Origin of the sequence: Spirosoma fluviale (assembly GCF_900230225.1) — a bacterium.
In the GTDB taxonomy this organism is placed as follows: domain Bacteria; phylum Bacteroidota; class Bacteroidia; order Cytophagales; family Spirosomataceae; genus Spirosoma; species Spirosoma fluviale.
Window position 1 is genome coordinate 282,737 of record NZ_OCNH01000004.1, and the last position, 16,259, is coordinate 298,995.

Sequence of the window (16,259 nt, forward strand, 5' to 3'; positions counted from 1 at the left end):
TCATAACTGCGCAACATTGGCTGGGGATATTTGCAGGCATTCAAATCCCCAAACAATGGTTAACTTTTCAAGGCTTTTTTTTATACTTACTCTTCTTCTTACTACCCATCTTTCAAATGCTCAAACCAATCTGGCGGGCATTTCCGGGAGAATAATCGATCAGGATGGCAAACCGCTGGAGATGGCTACCGTCCAGATCAAAAATGAATCTACCGGCTTTAAAGCCAACACGGTATCCAATGAGAAGGGTGAATTTCGGTTGAAGGAATTACCCCTCGGAGCACCTTATTCCATAACGGTTCAGTTTGTCGGGATGGCGACGCAGTCACAAACCGGCTTTGCGCTCAATCAGGGAGATCTGTTGCAGGTGTCCTTCAAAATGGTCGAGAATTCGCAGCAGTTGGAAACGGTCGTGATTTCCTCAACATCGCTGACCAACAAGATCGAAAATATTGGCACGGCAACAGCAATTACGGCCAAAGACATCAACCGGCTGCCGGTAAACGGACGAAACTTCTCGACCCTGGCCGACCTGTCGCCACTGAGCACCGGCAATAGCCTGGGCGGACAGTTGGGCTCGGCCACCAATTTTACCATCGATGGGATGGCCGCACGCAGTACCATTGCCGGTGGACAACCCAGCGGAGCTTATTCGATTACGATGGAGGCCGTCCGGGAGTTTCAGGTGGTAACCAACCAGTATGATGTTACCTACGGAAACGCTGGTGGGGGTACCATCAGTACCGTAACAAAATCGGGAACCAACAAGCTGAGTGGCAGCGCCTTCACGTTCCTACGAACCAACTGGCTATCGAGCCCCTATGGCTTAAATCAGCAGAAAAGAAACCTTCCCTTCAACACGTCTCAGTACGGCTTTTCGCTGGGTGGCCCCATCATTAAAGACAAACTGCACTTTTTTGTCGCCTGGGACCGTCAGGCCAGCACCCAACCGCTGCTGATCGCCCCCATTCAATCGACCGCCGATGCCCTGCGTTACAACGTGACCCAGGCCACCGAAGATAAGTTTCTGAGTATCGCGCGCAGCAAGTATGGTGTGGGTAATGCTCCTCAGTTCGGTCAGTTCACCCGTTTCAAAAATACCCAGGCCCTTTTTGCCCGTATCGACTGGCAAATCAACGCTAAGAACCTCCTGACGATCCGGGATAACTACATCTATGATCTGGATAACCAGTCGGACGGCGACAATACAGCCATCAATATGTATGAGGTGTACAGCACCCGTAAGAGTTCTAACAACAGCTTGCTGGCTTCGCTGCGTACAACCATTAGTCCGAAGGTGACCAATGAGCTTAAACTTCAGCACTTTTGGGAGTACAATAAAATGTACGCCAATCCGCAATTGCCGGAAGCCAACATCCCGCGGGCAACCGTAGCCAATGTGGCCTCTGTAAACCCAACGGATTCGACCAAGACGCTGTTTACGAGTATCCAGTTGGGCGGCCAGCGGTACGGCGGAGACTATTTCAATAATAACCTGGTTCAGCTGGTTGATAACCTGTACGTAAACACCAACAAATTCAATTTCACCTTTGGCGCTGGTTTGACGTTCAGCAACCAGAATTCCATTTACGGAAGTGAAACCAATGGCCGTTTCTGGTATACCGGTCTGGACGCGTTCAATAACCTGGCTCCGTATCGGTTCACGCGGGATGTGTATCTGAGCGATACGCCAAACGTTAAATTCAACGTGCTTATTCCTACCGTCTACGCTCAGGCGCAAACGACGGTGGCACCGGGCCTGAACGTGACGGGGGGTATCCGGATCGACTATACCGATTACCTGACCAAACCCAATTTTAACCAGACGGTATTCAACACGCTGGGCTTACGCACCGATAATAAGCTGGCCACGCTTCAGATACAGCCTCGGGTACAGCTTACCTGGGATGTTCGTCAGGACGGTAAAGATATTGTTCGGTTAGGGGGTGGTATTCTGGGCTCGGCCCTGAACCCGTATTCGATGATCAACAACATGCTCTTTGACGGTAGCCACATCGCCAGCATCGATGTTACCGGCAATCTGGTGCCCAAGCCAAACTTCCCTGCCTATCGCGCCAACCCGGCTACTGCGCCGGGCCAGGATCTGGTGAATAACCCTGACGTGCCGAAACTGTACACCATCAACATGAATGGTAAGGACGCTAAAGTCCCTACTGTTTATAAAATCAACGGGTCGTACAGCCACTTCTTCAGCCCCAACTTCAGAATGAGTATTGCGGGCTATATGTCATTTGCCCGCAACAACTACACGTATATCGACAAGAACATGGTCGATCAGCCTTATTTCACCTTATCGCAGGAGGCCAGCCGACCCGTTTACGTTCCTGCTTCGTCTATTTTAACGTCCAATGGCTCACAGAACTGGACACTAGGTCGCAAAACGACCGAAGTGGGCCGTGTACTCGAACTGGAAAGCCTGGGTAAGGTAAATCAGGCGGCCGTTGTTTTGGACGCCAACTACCGGTATGTCAGGGATGGGGAAATCGCCCTTTCGTACACCTGGAATCAGACAAAGGACAATACGTCCTATAACGGAAACGTAGCCAATACCGCAACACTGGTACAGTACACGGCTGGCGATCCCCGCCTACTGAATCGGATAAACTACTCCGATAACCACTTCCAGAATAAGATTGTGGTTTATGGAAATACACCGACCTTCTACGGATTTAACCTGGGCTTCCGCTTTTCGGGCTTAAGCGGTACCCGCTATTCGATGATTGTGAATGGCAACATCAACGGTGATTTCGTGGAAACAAATGATCTGGCTTTTGTTTTCGACCCCAATAACCCCGAAACACCGCAGTATCTGCGAGATGGTATCAATGCCATTCTGAACAACCCCAACGTCGAAAAAAGTGCGAAAGACTACATCCGGAGTAGCTTCGGAAAAGTTGCCGAACGGAATGGCGGGGTGAACCCTTTTTACGGAACGGTTGATCTGCGTCTGACCTATAAAGTCAAAACGTTCAAAAACCAATATCTCGAACTGTCGGGCGACCTGTTCAATACCGCCAACCTGATCAACAAAGCATGGGGTGTTAACCACGCACTGGGTGCGACTACGCTGTTGTCCAGAGCGGGCTTCGACCCTGCCACGAACAACTACAAATATGTCGTTAATACCAACGCTGGTGTATCTGGTTTAAGCGGCAATCCCTACCAGTTTCAACTCGGAGCCCGATATGGGTTTTAACCGCAACTACCTTCCCGGTTCAGGCATCAATTCTTGGTGGCTGACCGGGTAACGTTTTCAGCGCATGGTCTAACCAGCCTTAGTAAACCTATCCATCAGAGAAGAATAAAAACCAGACCGGGTTGAGTCTGGTTTTTCTATTTAATTGCCGGCTAGTCAGCCCTAAACATTTGACATGATGGGCTACCATCGCTACATGGCCATTGTTCACGTTATCCTAGCCCCTACCCTAACCAATAAAAAAGGAATTTTTAAAACCCAAAGGTTACTATATTTGACTATATCAAAACCAATACTTACACCATGTCATCGAGGACAGGTAGGCCTACAGTTTATACCCTTGCTGTCTCAATTGGTATCCTGTCAATCTTACTGGTCAATTGTGCTCAATTGAGCGAACAGAGCCTGATTCTGTCCGACGTCGACAATTTTGATGTCAATGATCAGGGGTGGCATGTCTCGGAAGTTGCAGAGAGTACAATACCTAATTATAGCCCTCGCGGAGGCAATCCAAATGGATACATCTTTGCCATTGATCGACTCGAAGCAGCCTGGTATTTCGTTGCATCACCAGGCTTTACCCAAAAGGTACAAAAGGGATACGGAAAGGTATTGCGGTTTGATCTTATGCAATCGAGTGTTGCCAATCAATACGATACTGATGATGTTATCCTGACGGATGGGAAAGACAAGCTCACGTTTAATACGTCCTACAACCCCGGCACCACCTGGACGAGCTACACTATCCCACTGGATGAGTTTAGTGGGTGGGAGATCAATCACAAAAAAGCGACTAAAGCAGACATCGAGCGGGTTTTAAGCAAATTGACCGAGGTGCGAATACGGGGAGAATTTGTAGGTGGAGCAGACACTGGCGGACTGGATAACGCATCTATTTTATAGAAACTGGGCAGTACAAAACAAAAAGCCGCTGATGATCAGCGGCTTTTTTGTTTTGTACCAGGAGCGGGAGTCGAACCCGCACGGGCTAACGCCCACAGGATTTTAAGTCCGGCGTGTCTACCAATTCCACCATCCCGGCATTCCATGCTTCACCAAAGTGAAGCGGCCTTTACAAAAAAAGCACCGGTTTCGGTGCCTTTTTGTGGAGCGAAAGACGGGGTTCGAACCCGCGACCTCGACCTTGGCAAGGTCGCGCTCTACCAGCTGAGCTACTTTCGCATTATCAATTTCGCCTGCCAATCGGCGAATTGTGGATGCAAAGGTAGGCGTTTTTTGACGCTTGTCAAGTCCTCCGCACAAAAAAATCTCATAAAATTTTACCTCAACTCGCCCAAAAACTGATTCTGAGCGAGTTAAGGCCACATTCTAGAGTAAGGATTCTTTAACCTCCGTATCGAATACACCCGTTAAAACCCGACCATTACGTTTTACCTGTACCCAGATGCGGTAATGACCGGCTCTGGGGAAGGCATACGGAAACTCAACCATATTGTTGGTCTTCATGGCATGACTCATGCCCGACATAGATGCCGAAAGGGCTTTATTTTTTTCAGCTTCCGGCAATGTCTTGAGCTTGTTAACATAGGCATCGATGCTGTCGCGGAAACGAACGGGATCTGGATACCGGAACGTCCGGGCGGTGTCGGCGATACGGTTGGTCAACGATCCTTCTGCCGCCATGGAATACGTACCCACCGGGTGAAGGTGAATGTAAACCGAGCCATCCGACCGCAAAACAGCCGCATGTCCGCCCATACCCAGGTACGGTTCCAGCGGTGTTGCTTTCCCCTGCGCATCGGCAACGGCAAACTTTAATGTATATAACTTCCCGGCCTCCAGTACCGCGCCCGGCTTGTCCATCCAGAGCATGGCAGAGCCATCCTCCAGCTTCATGCTGGCACCCGGCTTTCCGCAAACCACCATGTCGTTATCCAAATGCGGTACGTTGACGGCCCCCGCTTTAACACCCATCGGTTCGGCTACGAGCCAGCTATCGTCAGGATCAGTAGATTTGGCAGCAGCAGCCGACTCCGCCGAGATTTTAAGCGAGGGTACATCGACGGTATCGGTCAACGTTTCGGCAAACCCATTTCGGTAAACGACATCGGAGTAAAGCAGGTACTTACCGCTTGGTAAGTTAGGTAACGTAACATCAAAATTCAACGAATCGCGCCGGTTGGGATGCAGGTGTGCAAACGCATCCAGACCGGGCATACGCACCATGAACGCGTGCATCAGTTTGCCATGATCAGGCAATAAGTAGCTCATCATCCGCCGTTGCCGACGATCTTTGCCGGAGCCGGTCGTATCGAACTGAATGGCTAGCAGACGCTGGGCATCGGCTACACGAACAGTAGCATTGATGGCAGCGGGCTTGTACAATTGCTCATTCTTATACTCTTCAGCCGTACTGGTCCACCAGGTTCGCCAGCCCGTCAGGATCAGCGCGATGACGACCAGACCAGCACCCATACCAACCAATCGCCGACGACCGAGTTTAGCCGGGGCGGGTTGCCCTGGCAGCACCACGCCATCCGAATTACTGGCCCCGATAATGGTGACCAGCATGACCACCAGTAACAGCCCCATAGCCGCAAGGCCCCAGCCCGTTCCGGCAGGCATGTCGCGCAGAGCGGTGGCGATGGCCATGACCGGGACAATAACCTGCTCTTTGCCATCGGGTCCGTCGATTGTGAGTTCGATGCTGGATGAACCGGAACTCATCAGCCATAAATCCGCTTCATACCGGTTATCGGCCATCAGGACCAGTTCGTCGTGCGTGGGGGCACCTTTATTACCCGAGCGGAAATAGATTGGGCGTGCACCGATGCTACTGACCCTCCCCTGTTCAACATACACTATAACTTTAGCCGTTCCGGGCACCACGTCAGGCGGCTGTACGCTGATCAATAGCTGGTATTTACCCGCTTGTTTCTGTACAATCACCCCCGAACTGCCAACGTGAGCGGAGACAATGAGTGAATGACCGAAGGATAGAATGAATGAATAAAGAAGGATAAACCACTTAATTCGACTTTGCTTTTTACGGGTTGTGGACTCCATGTACCTGATTCTTTTTGAGTTATGTTACGGCTTATCGAACAACACGTTTCATCCAGTTGCCCCATAGTAAGCCAACCCGCGTTGAGAGGGTGGCATAGATGAGCGTTTTGGCAAAGCCAATCCCGAAATCAGTGGCAGATTGTATTTCCCAGGGAGCGAAGGCGTAGCGATATTCCCAGTCGGGCGAGTTGGCGTAAACCCACGAATAAGACAGGAAGATGCCGTTTCTTGCATAGGGCGACGTCAGCAGAAACTCACCAAACGGCCACTGAACAGCTAGTAAAACGACCATAAACCCAACGGCATAGATGAGCGACAACACCCAGTCATTTAGTTTACGTTTGCCATTTTCCGGTGCTTCGAACCGGTGCATGAGCCAATCGAGCATGAGTCCGGGTATGAACAGCAGCACCGGAAATAAGAATGGCTGATACTGGGTAATGGGATTCAGTACGGGACCAAGACGGGGTGTTGCCGGGAAGTTCTGCAAAACCCAGCTCGGCACCAGCATACCCACCATATAGATGGCTGTGATGGTCGTAATGGGCCATCGTAATAAGGAAGCCCGACCAACGGCCAGCAGGTAAAATGGCAGGGCAATGGCAGCGGTCGCGTAAAAGACAGAACTATGTGATTCGCGCATACCCATCGACTCGGACATCAGTGTGTATAGCATGATCAGCAAAAGACCAGCGGAGATGGCAAACAACCACTTGAGCCGCACACCCCGTCGGGCATCGTCGTTCGATTGATGAAGCGACTGCACCGGATTTCGGTATTTGTTTTGCAAAGCCAGCACACCTACGATAGCCCCAAACTGTACCGTCATGATACCGATAGCCAGAATCGTATGTGGGGGTGTCAGGATCTGGACGTCGAGCCCGTAGGTGTTGTGCCACCAATCATCGAACGGAGCCGACGTAAGCATGGCCAGAGCACCCCATACACAGAACATCGCGCCTAGCGGACCATAGAAAACGCCCCAGAATGGAACAGCCTGTGCGCGGCCGGGGTGATTTTTCGTTAAGGTCAGGTTCAGAATCTGGTAAGCAGAAAATAGCCCCGACACAATAGCACCCACGTAAATAACGACATGGGGCGGAGCCAGTAGCCCATCGCGCCCGATACTCATGTGCCACATAATGTCCCAAAGCAGGCCAATGATGACACAGAAGGACGAAAAAACGACGGCGTAAACGTAAGTGGGTATACCCAGCCGCCAACTACCGGAGCGAGTAGACGCTTGCTCCCGACCGGATTCAAACGAAGAAGGAAATGCCGATTCCATAGGAATGGATGAAGTGGTTTAATAGCGAAATGATGTGGAAAGATACAAAAAGGTTGCTCTCTGCTCTTGAAAAAGTTTACGAGCGGAAAATGGTAGACTGTTTTACATAACCCTGTAAGTCAATCAACTAATACAGAAATCAAAATCACTTCCGCCCAATGCATGGATCAACAAGAGCCTTATCTCCACGAGCCAACGGGACTTCAGTTTATTGGTTTATGGCGTTATTTACACAACAATTCGTGCCCTGCTATCCTGCTAACCCTATCTTCAGGGATACACGCCTGCCTGTTCTCTAAATTGTGGATTAAAGTAAGTAAACGTACGTCTGTCCATGACCATTTCTCCGTTTGATCTAATCTTACTGCTTGGCTCACTCCAGGGATTTATTCTGGGCACACTCCTTTGGACAACCCCAAAGGGTCATCGGCTGTCGAATCGACTACTGGCCGTATTGATCGGTTTATTGGCCTTGATGAGTCTGGCCATGTCCGTCCCTGTTTCCAATCGTTGGGTAGTGTTCGCGCTGGATTTTTTTCCGTTCATTATGGCCATGCCACTCGGGCCGCTCATTTATTTCTACACCCAATCTATGCTCAACCCTGCCTTTCGGCTGGGCCATCGGGAACGGCGGCATTTTTACCCTGTTGTACTGGACTGGGGTAGCAAACTTATTGGCTGGATTTTTCTGGGCGGATTGTTACTGGGCCTGGTTCCGGCATCGGATGGCCCGATATGGGGGCATGTCATGAATGAATATGATACCTACACCGACATTCCGCGCTGGCTCTCCATGACCACTTACCTCATTTTGACAAGACAGTGGTTAAGCCAATACAAACAAGCTCAGAGCCCTGAAAAAACGGGAAATAAGGGCCAGAACCTGAGCTGGCTTTGGCAGTTTGTCAATGTCTTTCTCTTCTTTCAGGTGATATGGCTTGTGCATCTGGTGCCCTACATCATTCCCGACACCCGGTCGGCCTGGCTGGATAAATTTGGCTGGTACCCGCTTTATATCCCCATTGCCGTTCTAATCTACTGGCTGGGCCTGAAGGGCTATCTGCACACCCGGCAAAGTCCGGTCGAGGTAGTACCTCCAAAAGCCGGTACAATGTTTATGCCTGCCGAAATCGTTGAGAAAGCGATTGGCTTATTGACGCGTGCCATGCAAACTGACAAGTTGTACCTCGACCCGGAGCTAACCGTTGAGAAGGTAGGGCGGCATGTGCAGTTACCTCCGAAAACGATTTCGTTCGTGCTTAATCAGCACCTCAGGAAAAGCTTCAATGCCTTTATCAATGATTATCGGATTGAGTACTTAAAGCAGCAATTGACCAATCCAGCCAACGGCCATCTGACTCTGACGGGTATTGCCTTCGAATGTGGATTCAATTCACAGGCTACGTTTCAGCGGGCCTTCCGGCAGGCAACGGGTCTGTCGCCTAAACAATACATCGAGCAGCAGACGGCGGAATCCTGAAAATAACCGCTCAAATCTGGATTTGAGTAGATTGACGCACTGTTTTCCAGTTGTTTTGGGTTCAAACCAACGAACAATGAAACCTCTGCTCCTCACCCTTATTAGCTTTTTGGCCGTTACAACCGGCCTGCTAGCTCAACCGCTATCCCAGAAATTAGACGAATACCTGACCTCGGCCCACCAGATGGATCAGTTTACGGGTGTGGCGCTGGTGGCACAGAAAGGTAACACCCTCCTCCACAAAGCGTATGGGCTAAGTAACGCAGCTCGTCAGACACCCAATGACACCATCACCCGCTTCCCCATTCTGTCGATTACCAAAACCTTTACATCCACAGTAATTCTCCTGCTTCAGGAACAGGGCAAACTGTCTGTACATAATAAACTCACGACCTATTTTCCCGACTTTCCCAAGGGCGATTCCATTACGATTGACCACCTGCTGACACATACGTCCGGCCTGTTCGATTATATGTCGCTGATCGACGAAGAGGATTCAGCCATCGTTTGCCATCCTGTGGGGAAACAACAGGTAGTGGACTTTTTCAAAAACAGACCATTGGCCTTTAAGCCGGGGGCAACCTTTGCCTATTGTAACTCCGGCTATTTTTTGCTGGGACTGGTAATCGAAAAAGTAACCGGCAAACCGTATGAGCACGCCGTTCAGGAGATGATTTTCAAACCACTGGGCATGGCTCATTCCGGTTTTGATTATCTGAACCTGCCTGCCAGCGCCCGAGCGCAGGGCTATGACACCCTCACGACAACCTATCAATCGCCTTACCCGCATTTTGATTCGACAGTAGCTTACGCAGCAGGGGCCATGTACAGCACTGCCGGTGATCTGTATAGATGGGGTCGAGCCGTGGCAACCCGGCAACTCCTCTCCGCCGATTCGTGGAAACAGGCATTTATACCCCGACTAAACAACTATGGGTATGGCTGGATGACGGGTAGACACCTCAAGAGACACTATGTTGGGCACGATGGCGGTTATCCGGGCTTCATGTCCAGCTTTGTCTATTATCCTGATGACGACATTACCATTATACTCCTGAAAAACTCCGGCCACTATGGCGAATCATTAACCCCCACCGGTATGGCCCTGACAGCCATTTTGTTAAAAAAGCCGTATAGTAATTGGCAGCAACGGACGGAAATAAACCTCCCGGAAACTGCCCTTCAGCCATACGTCGGTCGGTACCGGGTCGACCCCAAAATAGTCCCCGACCGAATTCTGACGGTTTCTCTGGAGAACGGTAAACTGTTTGTTCAGGCGACTGATGAGCCCCGAATTGAGTTGTTTGCTCAGTCCGAAGACAGCTTTTTCCTGAAAGCTTTTAACGAGCAATGGCTATTTCAACGGGATAGAAAAGGCCAGGTTACGAAAGCCGTCGTTCATGGAAATGGGATTGACGTAACGGTCAGAAAGCTTCCGTTAACGCCCCAAACAGCACCGTAGCCGGGCAATTGTGACGGGTTCAGTCAAACCGTTTTATTGGATATTAGTTAGGTATCCAAATGGCCAACTACCAACCCCTCCACGACTGGAACGTCTCTCCTGCCGAAGCCGTCTCGCTGCAAAATCAATTGCGCACGCAGATTCGGATTGAACCGTTAACGAAACCGGCCCAGACCATTGCGGGCTGCGACATTTCGTTCAATAAATTTGAAGAAACCGTTTACGCGGGCATTGTGGTGTTGCGGCTCGATACGCTCGAAACCATCGAAGAAACGGGCGTGGTGAGCACCGCCCCGTTCCCATATATTCCAGGTCTGCTGTCGTTTCGCGAGATTCCGTCTCTGCTCGAAGCCTGGCAGAAACTCAAGATTGAACCCGACGTAGTGATGTTCGATGGCCACGGCACGGCCCACCCGCGCCGGATCGGGATTGCTTCGCACGCGGGCCTGTTCCTGAACCGACCGACGTTTGGCTGCGGAAAATCGGTGCTGGTGGGCAGGTACGACGAACCGGCACTGGAACGCGGTAACTGGTCACCGATGAGGCATTACAATGAAGTGATTGGAGCTGCGTTGCGGACAAAGAACAAAGTCAACCCGGTCTATATATCGCCCGGCCATTTAATTGATCTGGAAACGGCTATTTCCCTGACGCTAGCTACCAATGGCGGCTACCGAATTCCCGAGCCCACCCGGAGGGCGCATAATCTGGTGAATGCCATTCGGCGGGGCGAACGTGTATTTGCCAGTTAATAAACACGATGAGGCAGGGCCACAACGCACCGATCAGCCAATCTTTACGAAGAGTGAATGCTCATTCGTTTTAGGGCTACGTATGGCGTTTTATCGGTAAGGAACGGTATAAATACGCGCAAAAACTGTTTATTTTGTTTGGGTACTGCCGGGCGGGCATTTACCTGATTCAGTAGCGCAATAGATACCAACTTATTCCTATCGGTAACCGGCTGTACATTATGAATATTTTCGAGACCCTTTACAACGAATTTACCGGCTTCTGGGGGTTTGACCAACTTTGGAAAATCATCCACACACAGAACTACGAAGCACTGCTCACTCAGAAAGGTATTCAGGCTTTTTTAAGACCGGTCGTTCCGGTACTTCTGTTGATTGAGATCATTCGCGGACTGTTTTACCGGCGTTACTCGCATCATCAGTACAAGATTTCTGTGTTCACCTATATTCTGAACCGCTTTATTTCCAGCTTCCTGTCGATTGCTATGGTTGCTTTCTGTATTGGGCTGTTCGAGCCTTATGCACTTATCAAAACCTCGCTTACTTGGTACTGGTTTATTTACGGGTACGTAGTTTGGGAGCTGGCCCATTTTGTCTATCATTATTTCGGGCATAAAGTTCGGCTTTTCTGGTGCCTGCACTCTACCCACCACGCGCCGGAATACATGAACCTCTCCGTAACCTACGCGCACTTTTTTCTGGAAGCGCCCTATGCCGATATCATCCGAACCACCATCTGTATTTTGCTGGGCGTAAACCCTCCCTTGCTGTTCCTCATCATGTTCATCGACGGAACCTGGGGATCGTTTATTCATATTGGCGAGAATCTGCTTAAAGACGGGCGGCTGGGCGTTATGAATAGAGTTATTCTTACACCATCGCATCACCGCGTCCATCATGCCCGCAATCCACTGTATATGGACACCAACTTTTGTAATCTCCTCAACATATGGGATAGAGCCTTTGGTACCTTACAGGATGAAAAAACAACGGTGGACATCGAATACGGCATTAGCCGCCCCATGAAAAAAGGCGATTTTCTGGATGCTTATTTTGGCGAGATTGTCGCTCTGGGTAAGGATGTTTACAGAGCGCCGGGTCTTAAAAATAAACTCCTCTACATCTTTATGCCTCCAGGCTGGAGCCATACCGGCGATCATAAAACCGCTACAGTTGTCAAGGCCCAGTATATCCGGGAGAACCAGCAGGAGCTTAGCTTCGACAAAAGGGCTTGAGGTAAGGTATTCCTACCGGCCGGCGTAATACGTTACTTAATCAATTGATTGGAATGCGCGCCGGGCAGGCGGGCGGATTTAGGCTGACGGGTTAAGGGGTCAAATGCCATATCTTGGAGATATGGCATTTGACCCCTTAACCCGTCAGCCCTCTGTATATATTATACCTTCTGCAGAAACATCGTTTTCAGCACCATTACCGTTTTCTCAACTTTGCCTTCAATTTCTTCGGCATCGTCGGTGAGTCGAATATTCTTGACAAGCGTTCCCCGTTTCAGGGTAGCCGACGACCCTCTTACTTTTAAGTCCTTGATCAACTTTACCGAATCACCTTCGGCCAGGATTGTTCCGTTGCTGTCTTTTGCGTCCATTCAGGTTATGTAGCTGGTGGTTTTCCGCAAAGATACACAAAAGAAAATGGCGGGTTCGATGAAGAGCCGGGCGAAGAAACTATGGGCTGAAAAGTATAACCAGAATTGAGGCTACAGACGTTATATGAATAGATTTTGTTAGAACTTAACGAATGTTCCCGTCGCCGAAAAACGGCAAACGAGTACATTCCATCAATTGACGATTCAATCCTGTTTCCTGTGCAGCCGAGTAGTCCGCCGTCTTTTTCAGAGCACCTCAGAAATTACACCATCGCGTTTTACCAGACGCAGCGGAACGCCTTTGTCATTATCATTACGCTGCTTCTTTCGCTCTATATTCTGACCGTTCCTGACCAGGCAGCCGACATGATCCATGCGGTGATCGACGATGGCGTTTTTCACCGCCTGTTCCAGTACATATTGCTCAGTACGCTCGTCTGGAGCTGGTTCGTGTATGGCTGTACGCGCATGATCCTGCATATTTCGCCGGTTGGCCTTCGGATCAATAACGAATGTGACGTATTGCTCCGATGGCTTCCGAAAGTTGGCGGGATAATTCCAGCCCTCATTCTGGCCTACGCCTTCTGGACACCAGACCAATGGCAACCGTACCTGCTTATTCTCGAAAGTGGCCTGATGCTGGTCCAGTTTAGTTGGGTAGAACAAAACGTGTCCGTATTTGCCCTACCCGACCGCTGGCACTTTTCTGACCGGTACACCAATTTCAAACAGGACATACGGGAATTGTGGCGGCACCCACTTGGGCGGCTGGTGATCCGAACGGGCGTTGTACTGACGCTGTTTCTGATTGCGTTCTTTAGCCTGCCTGTTCAATGGGAGTTGGCCCAGCGGCTGCGACCAACGGCGATTATCATCTTCGGTATTACGATGTACACCTTCTGGGGAAGCGTTATGGTGTATTTCAATGACTACCGGTACCGGCCACTCGTGCTGATAACGCTGGGCTACCTGATTCTCATCAGTGCGTTCAACGACAATACGGCGGTTCGGCAGGCAACGGGAATAGGGGTCTCGCCCATTTCGCAACGACCCACCGTCGATGCGCACTTTGCCCGGTGGGTGGACGCCCGAAGGCAGGAAGATGGCGACACCATTCCGCTGGTGCTGGTAGCCGCCGAAGGTGGGGGCATCCGTGCCCTGAACTGGACGGCCGAGACGCTCATCCGGCTCGACTCCATCATTCCGGGCTTCAGTCGGCATGTGTACGCGCTGAGTGGCGTATCGGGCGGGGGCGTTGGAACGGTTTTTTATACGGCCTTCCTGCGCGACTTTGCGGAGGCAGACCGTGCCCGCTCTTTCGAACAATTTCGGAAAGTAATTCGGGATGATTACCTGTCGGGCGTATCGTCGGCCCTGTTATTTCCCGAATCCGTCCAGCGACTGGTGCCGTTTCCAATACCCGCGCTGGAACGCGCCAAGTGGCTCGAAGATTCCTGGGCGGGTTCCTATTACACCAACCTAAAGCTATCTACCCTCGACTCATCGCTGACGCAGTTGTACCAGACACGGTCGGGCTATAATTACAACCTGCCCTCGCTGCTGCTCAACGGAACTCTGGCCGAATCGGGACAGAAAATCATCACGTCAAATCTGAAACTGGATGCGCGCTATTTCAAAAATGTAGTCTCTACGCTGGATGTGCTGGGCACCGATGTCCCGCTTAAGACGGCGGCCTCCCTGTGTAGCCGCTTCCCGATCGTAACCAATGGCGGACTGATTCAGAAAGATACCATGTTGATCAATGGACGTAACCAACAGTACGGCGGCCACGTGGTCGATGGCGGCTATTTCGATAACTCGGGCGTTGAAACCTGTATTCAGTTGCTGAACAACCTCATACCGTCCATTCGTCGGCTCGACACGGCAGACCGGGTTACCATCATTCCGTACGTTCTTTTTATTCAAAACAGCAACCCCATTGGCAATCTGCCACACAAGCGGTCTATTTTGCAGGAAATACAGATTCCGTTACTGGCGTTTTTAAATTCGTGGGACAATGGCTCCGTCACCCGCGACAATATGTTCAACTCGTTCATGGATCGGTTTACCAACCCCAAAACCAACTACCTGGCCCTCCGACTGGCTTACAACGAAAAATACCCGCTCGGCTGGTTCATGTCCGACAGCGTAGCCCGGAGCATTGGGCAACAGGCTAAAGATTCGATCAGTCTGAAGAATAAGGAGCTGTTAAGACTTAAGAGAGCCTTTGGACGATTAGGGGTAAAGCGCGTCGTGAACTAATTTATCCGTTGTACTTTAGCCCTCTCAAACAAACTGTTTGTTTCCGGCATGAACCTCCGCATCAACGGCCGCATCTGGCTTGAAACACTTTCGAACGACACACCCGAACGCTTCATGGGTATCGGGCGACTGGAATTACTGGGCCATATTCAGCGTACCGGCTCCATTAATCAGGCCGCTAAAGCCATGAACATGTCGTACAAACGAGCCTGGGAAATGGTCCATTCGATGAACATCCAGGCCAGCACGCCACTGGTGGTAACGCAAACGGGGGGCGAAAAAGGCGGGGGCACTCTGGTAACGGCCGAAGGCGAAAAATACCTCAATCACTACCGGGGGCTACAGGAACGGTTTCAGAAGTTTCTGGCCGACGAGTTGGCGAATTTACCCTGAGAAGGCTGGCACAGGCCAATGCCCGCACCTGCCAGCCCCATGCTCTACTTTATTACGTTACAGGCATAGCGAACGCGTCCTTCTTCCCTCAAATGATTTCAGCTGCTCTAAGCGAGCGGTATAACCGTCCTGAACAGTCCGGTAATGTTGAATCAGTTTGTCCTGCTGACCAGATGCATGACAAGTCGTTTCAGCGCGTGCAATAAGTTCAGCCATTCGTTTAATGCACAACAGGGTAGCCTCGATCTCTCGCTGGTTCAGTACGAGTGTGCGCTGAAGAAGCTCCACTGTTAGTTCTGATAAAACCGGCTTCTTGGTGAGAGCAGCCGGGCTGGCTAAAGCATCCATCCATTGCTCTTCCAAACCACTAAAAAGATTATTCACCAACCGTTTGTCAGCCATTTCATTCGGGCGATCGGTTGTCGCACCCGCGTCAGCAGGCAGCTTCCCAATCTGATTCACTAGCTTAATAAGCCTTGTTTGATTTTCCGGAGACAGTCCTACAATGTACTTATCAGCAACATGTAATATGTAATTTTCCAATAATACATCTATTGATGGTGTGGCTTCCATTTATTAGTCTATTAGTTGTGTATACAAATCTATAAAACTATACTTAACTTTTTACTATTCATCCTGTATTTCAGCCTTTTCGGACATTTTTTTTAAAATAGTCGCTCTCTGTAACACCCTTCTGTTCGGTCGGCCTTACATACCGGATATAACTACGAATAGGTCCGTACTATCGATTTTCGAAAAAGCGCAATAATCG

The 16,259-nt window shown here is 50.3% G+C and carries 12 protein-coding genes and 2 tRNA genes; 8 read left to right on the top strand and 6 right to left on the bottom strand.

All coding sequences use genetic code 11. From position 1 onward, the window contains the following. Window positions 1-55: 55 nt before the first annotated feature. On the top strand, window positions 56-3,217 hold the full coding sequence (locus tag CRO74_RS22425; protein ID WP_097129132.1) for a TonB-dependent receptor: 3,162 nt from the start codon (window positions 56-58) through the stop codon (window positions 3,215-3,217). A gap of 303 nt (window positions 3,218-3,520) precedes the next feature. Next, window positions 3,521-4,120 (top strand): laminin B domain-containing protein, encoded by a 600-nt coding sequence (locus CRO74_RS22430; protein ID WP_097129134.1) that lies wholly within the window; start codon window positions 3,521-3,523, stop codon window positions 4,118-4,120. Window positions 4,121-4,175: 55 nt separating this feature from the next. On the opposite strand, the gene CRO74_RS22435 is transcribed toward CRO74_RS22430, so the two are convergent. The 4 genes from CRO74_RS22435 to CRO74_RS22450 form a co-directional block, all read right to left on the bottom strand. After that, window positions 4,176-4,259: transfer RNA gene (locus tag CRO74_RS22435), tRNA-Leu, on the bottom strand. Between the two features lie 64 nt (window positions 4,260-4,323). After that, window positions 4,324-4,399 (bottom strand) — tRNA-Gly (locus CRO74_RS22440). A 147-nt stretch (window positions 4,400-4,546) separates the two neighbouring features. After that, window positions 4,547-6,244: a DUF8832 domain-containing protein gene (locus tag CRO74_RS22445; RefSeq protein WP_097129136.1), complete on the bottom strand. Its 1,698-nt coding sequence runs from the start codon at window positions 6,242-6,244 to the stop codon at window positions 4,547-4,549. 31 nt (window positions 6,245-6,275) lie between these two features. Beyond that, on the bottom strand, window positions 6,276-7,532 hold the full coding sequence (locus CRO74_RS22450; RefSeq protein ID WP_097129138.1) for a hypothetical protein: 1,257 nt from the start codon (window positions 7,530-7,532) through the stop codon (window positions 6,276-6,278). 334 nt (window positions 7,533-7,866) lie between these two features. On the opposite strand from CRO74_RS22450, the gene CRO74_RS22455 reads away from it, so the two are divergent. From CRO74_RS22455 to CRO74_RS22470, 4 genes are all read left to right on the top strand, one after another. Further along, window positions 7,867-9,012, top strand: coding sequence for a helix-turn-helix domain-containing protein (locus CRO74_RS22455; protein ID WP_097129139.1), 1,146 nt, complete (start codon window positions 7,867-7,869; stop codon window positions 9,010-9,012). Window positions 9,013-9,088: 76 nt separating this feature from the next. After that, window positions 9,089-10,474: a serine hydrolase gene (locus CRO74_RS22460; RefSeq protein ID WP_097129141.1), complete on the top strand. Its 1,386-nt coding sequence runs from the start codon at window positions 9,089-9,091 to the stop codon at window positions 10,472-10,474. A gap of 59 nt (window positions 10,475-10,533) precedes the next feature. Then, window positions 10,534-11,226, top strand: a complete 693-nt coding sequence (gene nfi / locus CRO74_RS22465) for a deoxyribonuclease V (protein ID WP_097129142.1) — start codon at window positions 10,534-10,536, stop codon at window positions 11,224-11,226. A gap of 221 nt (window positions 11,227-11,447) precedes the next feature. Further along, window positions 11,448-12,461, top strand: coding sequence for a sterol desaturase family protein (locus tag CRO74_RS22470; RefSeq protein ID WP_097129144.1), 1,014 nt, complete (start codon window positions 11,448-11,450; stop codon window positions 12,459-12,461). Window positions 12,462-12,622: 161 nt separating this feature from the next. On the opposite strand, the gene CRO74_RS22475 is transcribed toward CRO74_RS22470, so the two are convergent. Continuing rightward, complete coding sequence (locus CRO74_RS22475; protein ID WP_097129146.1) at window positions 12,623-12,832, bottom strand: alkylphosphonate utilization protein; 210 nt, start codon at window positions 12,830-12,832, stop codon at window positions 12,623-12,625. A 135-nt stretch (window positions 12,833-12,967) separates the two neighbouring features. Here CRO74_RS22475 and CRO74_RS22480 point away from each other — a divergent pair, with 135 nt between their 5' ends. After that, the gene (locus tag CRO74_RS22480; protein WP_245877954.1) at window positions 12,968-15,094 is read left to right on the top strand and encodes a hypothetical protein; all 2,127 of its coding nucleotides are present in this window, start codon (window positions 12,968-12,970) and stop codon (window positions 15,092-15,094) included. 48 nt (window positions 15,095-15,142) lie between these two features. Next, on the top strand, window positions 15,143-15,487 hold the full coding sequence (locus tag CRO74_RS22485; protein ID WP_097129147.1) for a winged helix-turn-helix domain-containing protein: 345 nt from the start codon (window positions 15,143-15,145) through the stop codon (window positions 15,485-15,487). 57 nt (window positions 15,488-15,544) lie between these two features. Here the strand turns inward: CRO74_RS22485 and CRO74_RS22490 are convergent, their stop codons facing one another. Then, window positions 15,545-16,060 carry a hypothetical protein gene (locus CRO74_RS22490; RefSeq protein ID WP_097129149.1) on the bottom strand — a complete coding sequence of 172 codons (516 nt, stop codon included), beginning with the start codon at window positions 16,058-16,060 and terminating at the stop codon, window positions 15,545-15,547. Window positions 16,061-16,259 lie beyond the last annotated feature (199 nt).

Coding starts and splice junctions, on each gene's coding strand:
- CRO74_RS22425 (WP_097129132.1), top strand. CDS start 56: ATGGTTAACTTTTCAAGGCTTTTTTTTATACTTACTCTTCTTCTTACT.
- CRO74_RS22430 (WP_097129134.1), top strand. CDS start 3,521: ATGTCATCGAGGACAGGTAGGCCTACAGTTTATACCCTTGCTGTCTCA.
- CRO74_RS22445 (WP_097129136.1), bottom strand. CDS start 6,244: ATGGAGTCCACAACCCGTAAAAAGCAAAGTCGAATTAAGTGGTTTATC.
- CRO74_RS22450 (WP_097129138.1), bottom strand. CDS start 7,532: ATGGAATCGGCATTTCCTTCTTCGTTTGAATCCGGTCGGGAGCAAGCG.
- CRO74_RS22455 (WP_097129139.1), top strand. CDS start 7,867: ATGACCATTTCTCCGTTTGATCTAATCTTACTGCTTGGCTCACTCCAG.
- CRO74_RS22460 (WP_097129141.1), top strand. CDS start 9,089: ATGAAACCTCTGCTCCTCACCCTTATTAGCTTTTTGGCCGTTACAACC.
- nfi (WP_097129142.1), top strand. CDS start 10,534: ATGGCCAACTACCAACCCCTCCACGACTGGAACGTCTCTCCTGCCGAA.
- CRO74_RS22470 (WP_097129144.1), top strand. CDS start 11,448: ATGAATATTTTCGAGACCCTTTACAACGAATTTACCGGCTTCTGGGGG.
- CRO74_RS22475 (WP_097129146.1), bottom strand. CDS start 12,832: ATGGACGCAAAAGACAGCAACGGAACAATCCTGGCCGAAGGTGATTCG.
- CRO74_RS22485 (WP_097129147.1), top strand. CDS start 15,143: ATGAACCTCCGCATCAACGGCCGCATCTGGCTTGAAACACTTTCGAAC.
- CRO74_RS22490 (WP_097129149.1), bottom strand. CDS start 16,060: ATGGAAGCCACACCATCAATAGATGTATTATTGGAAAATTACATATTA.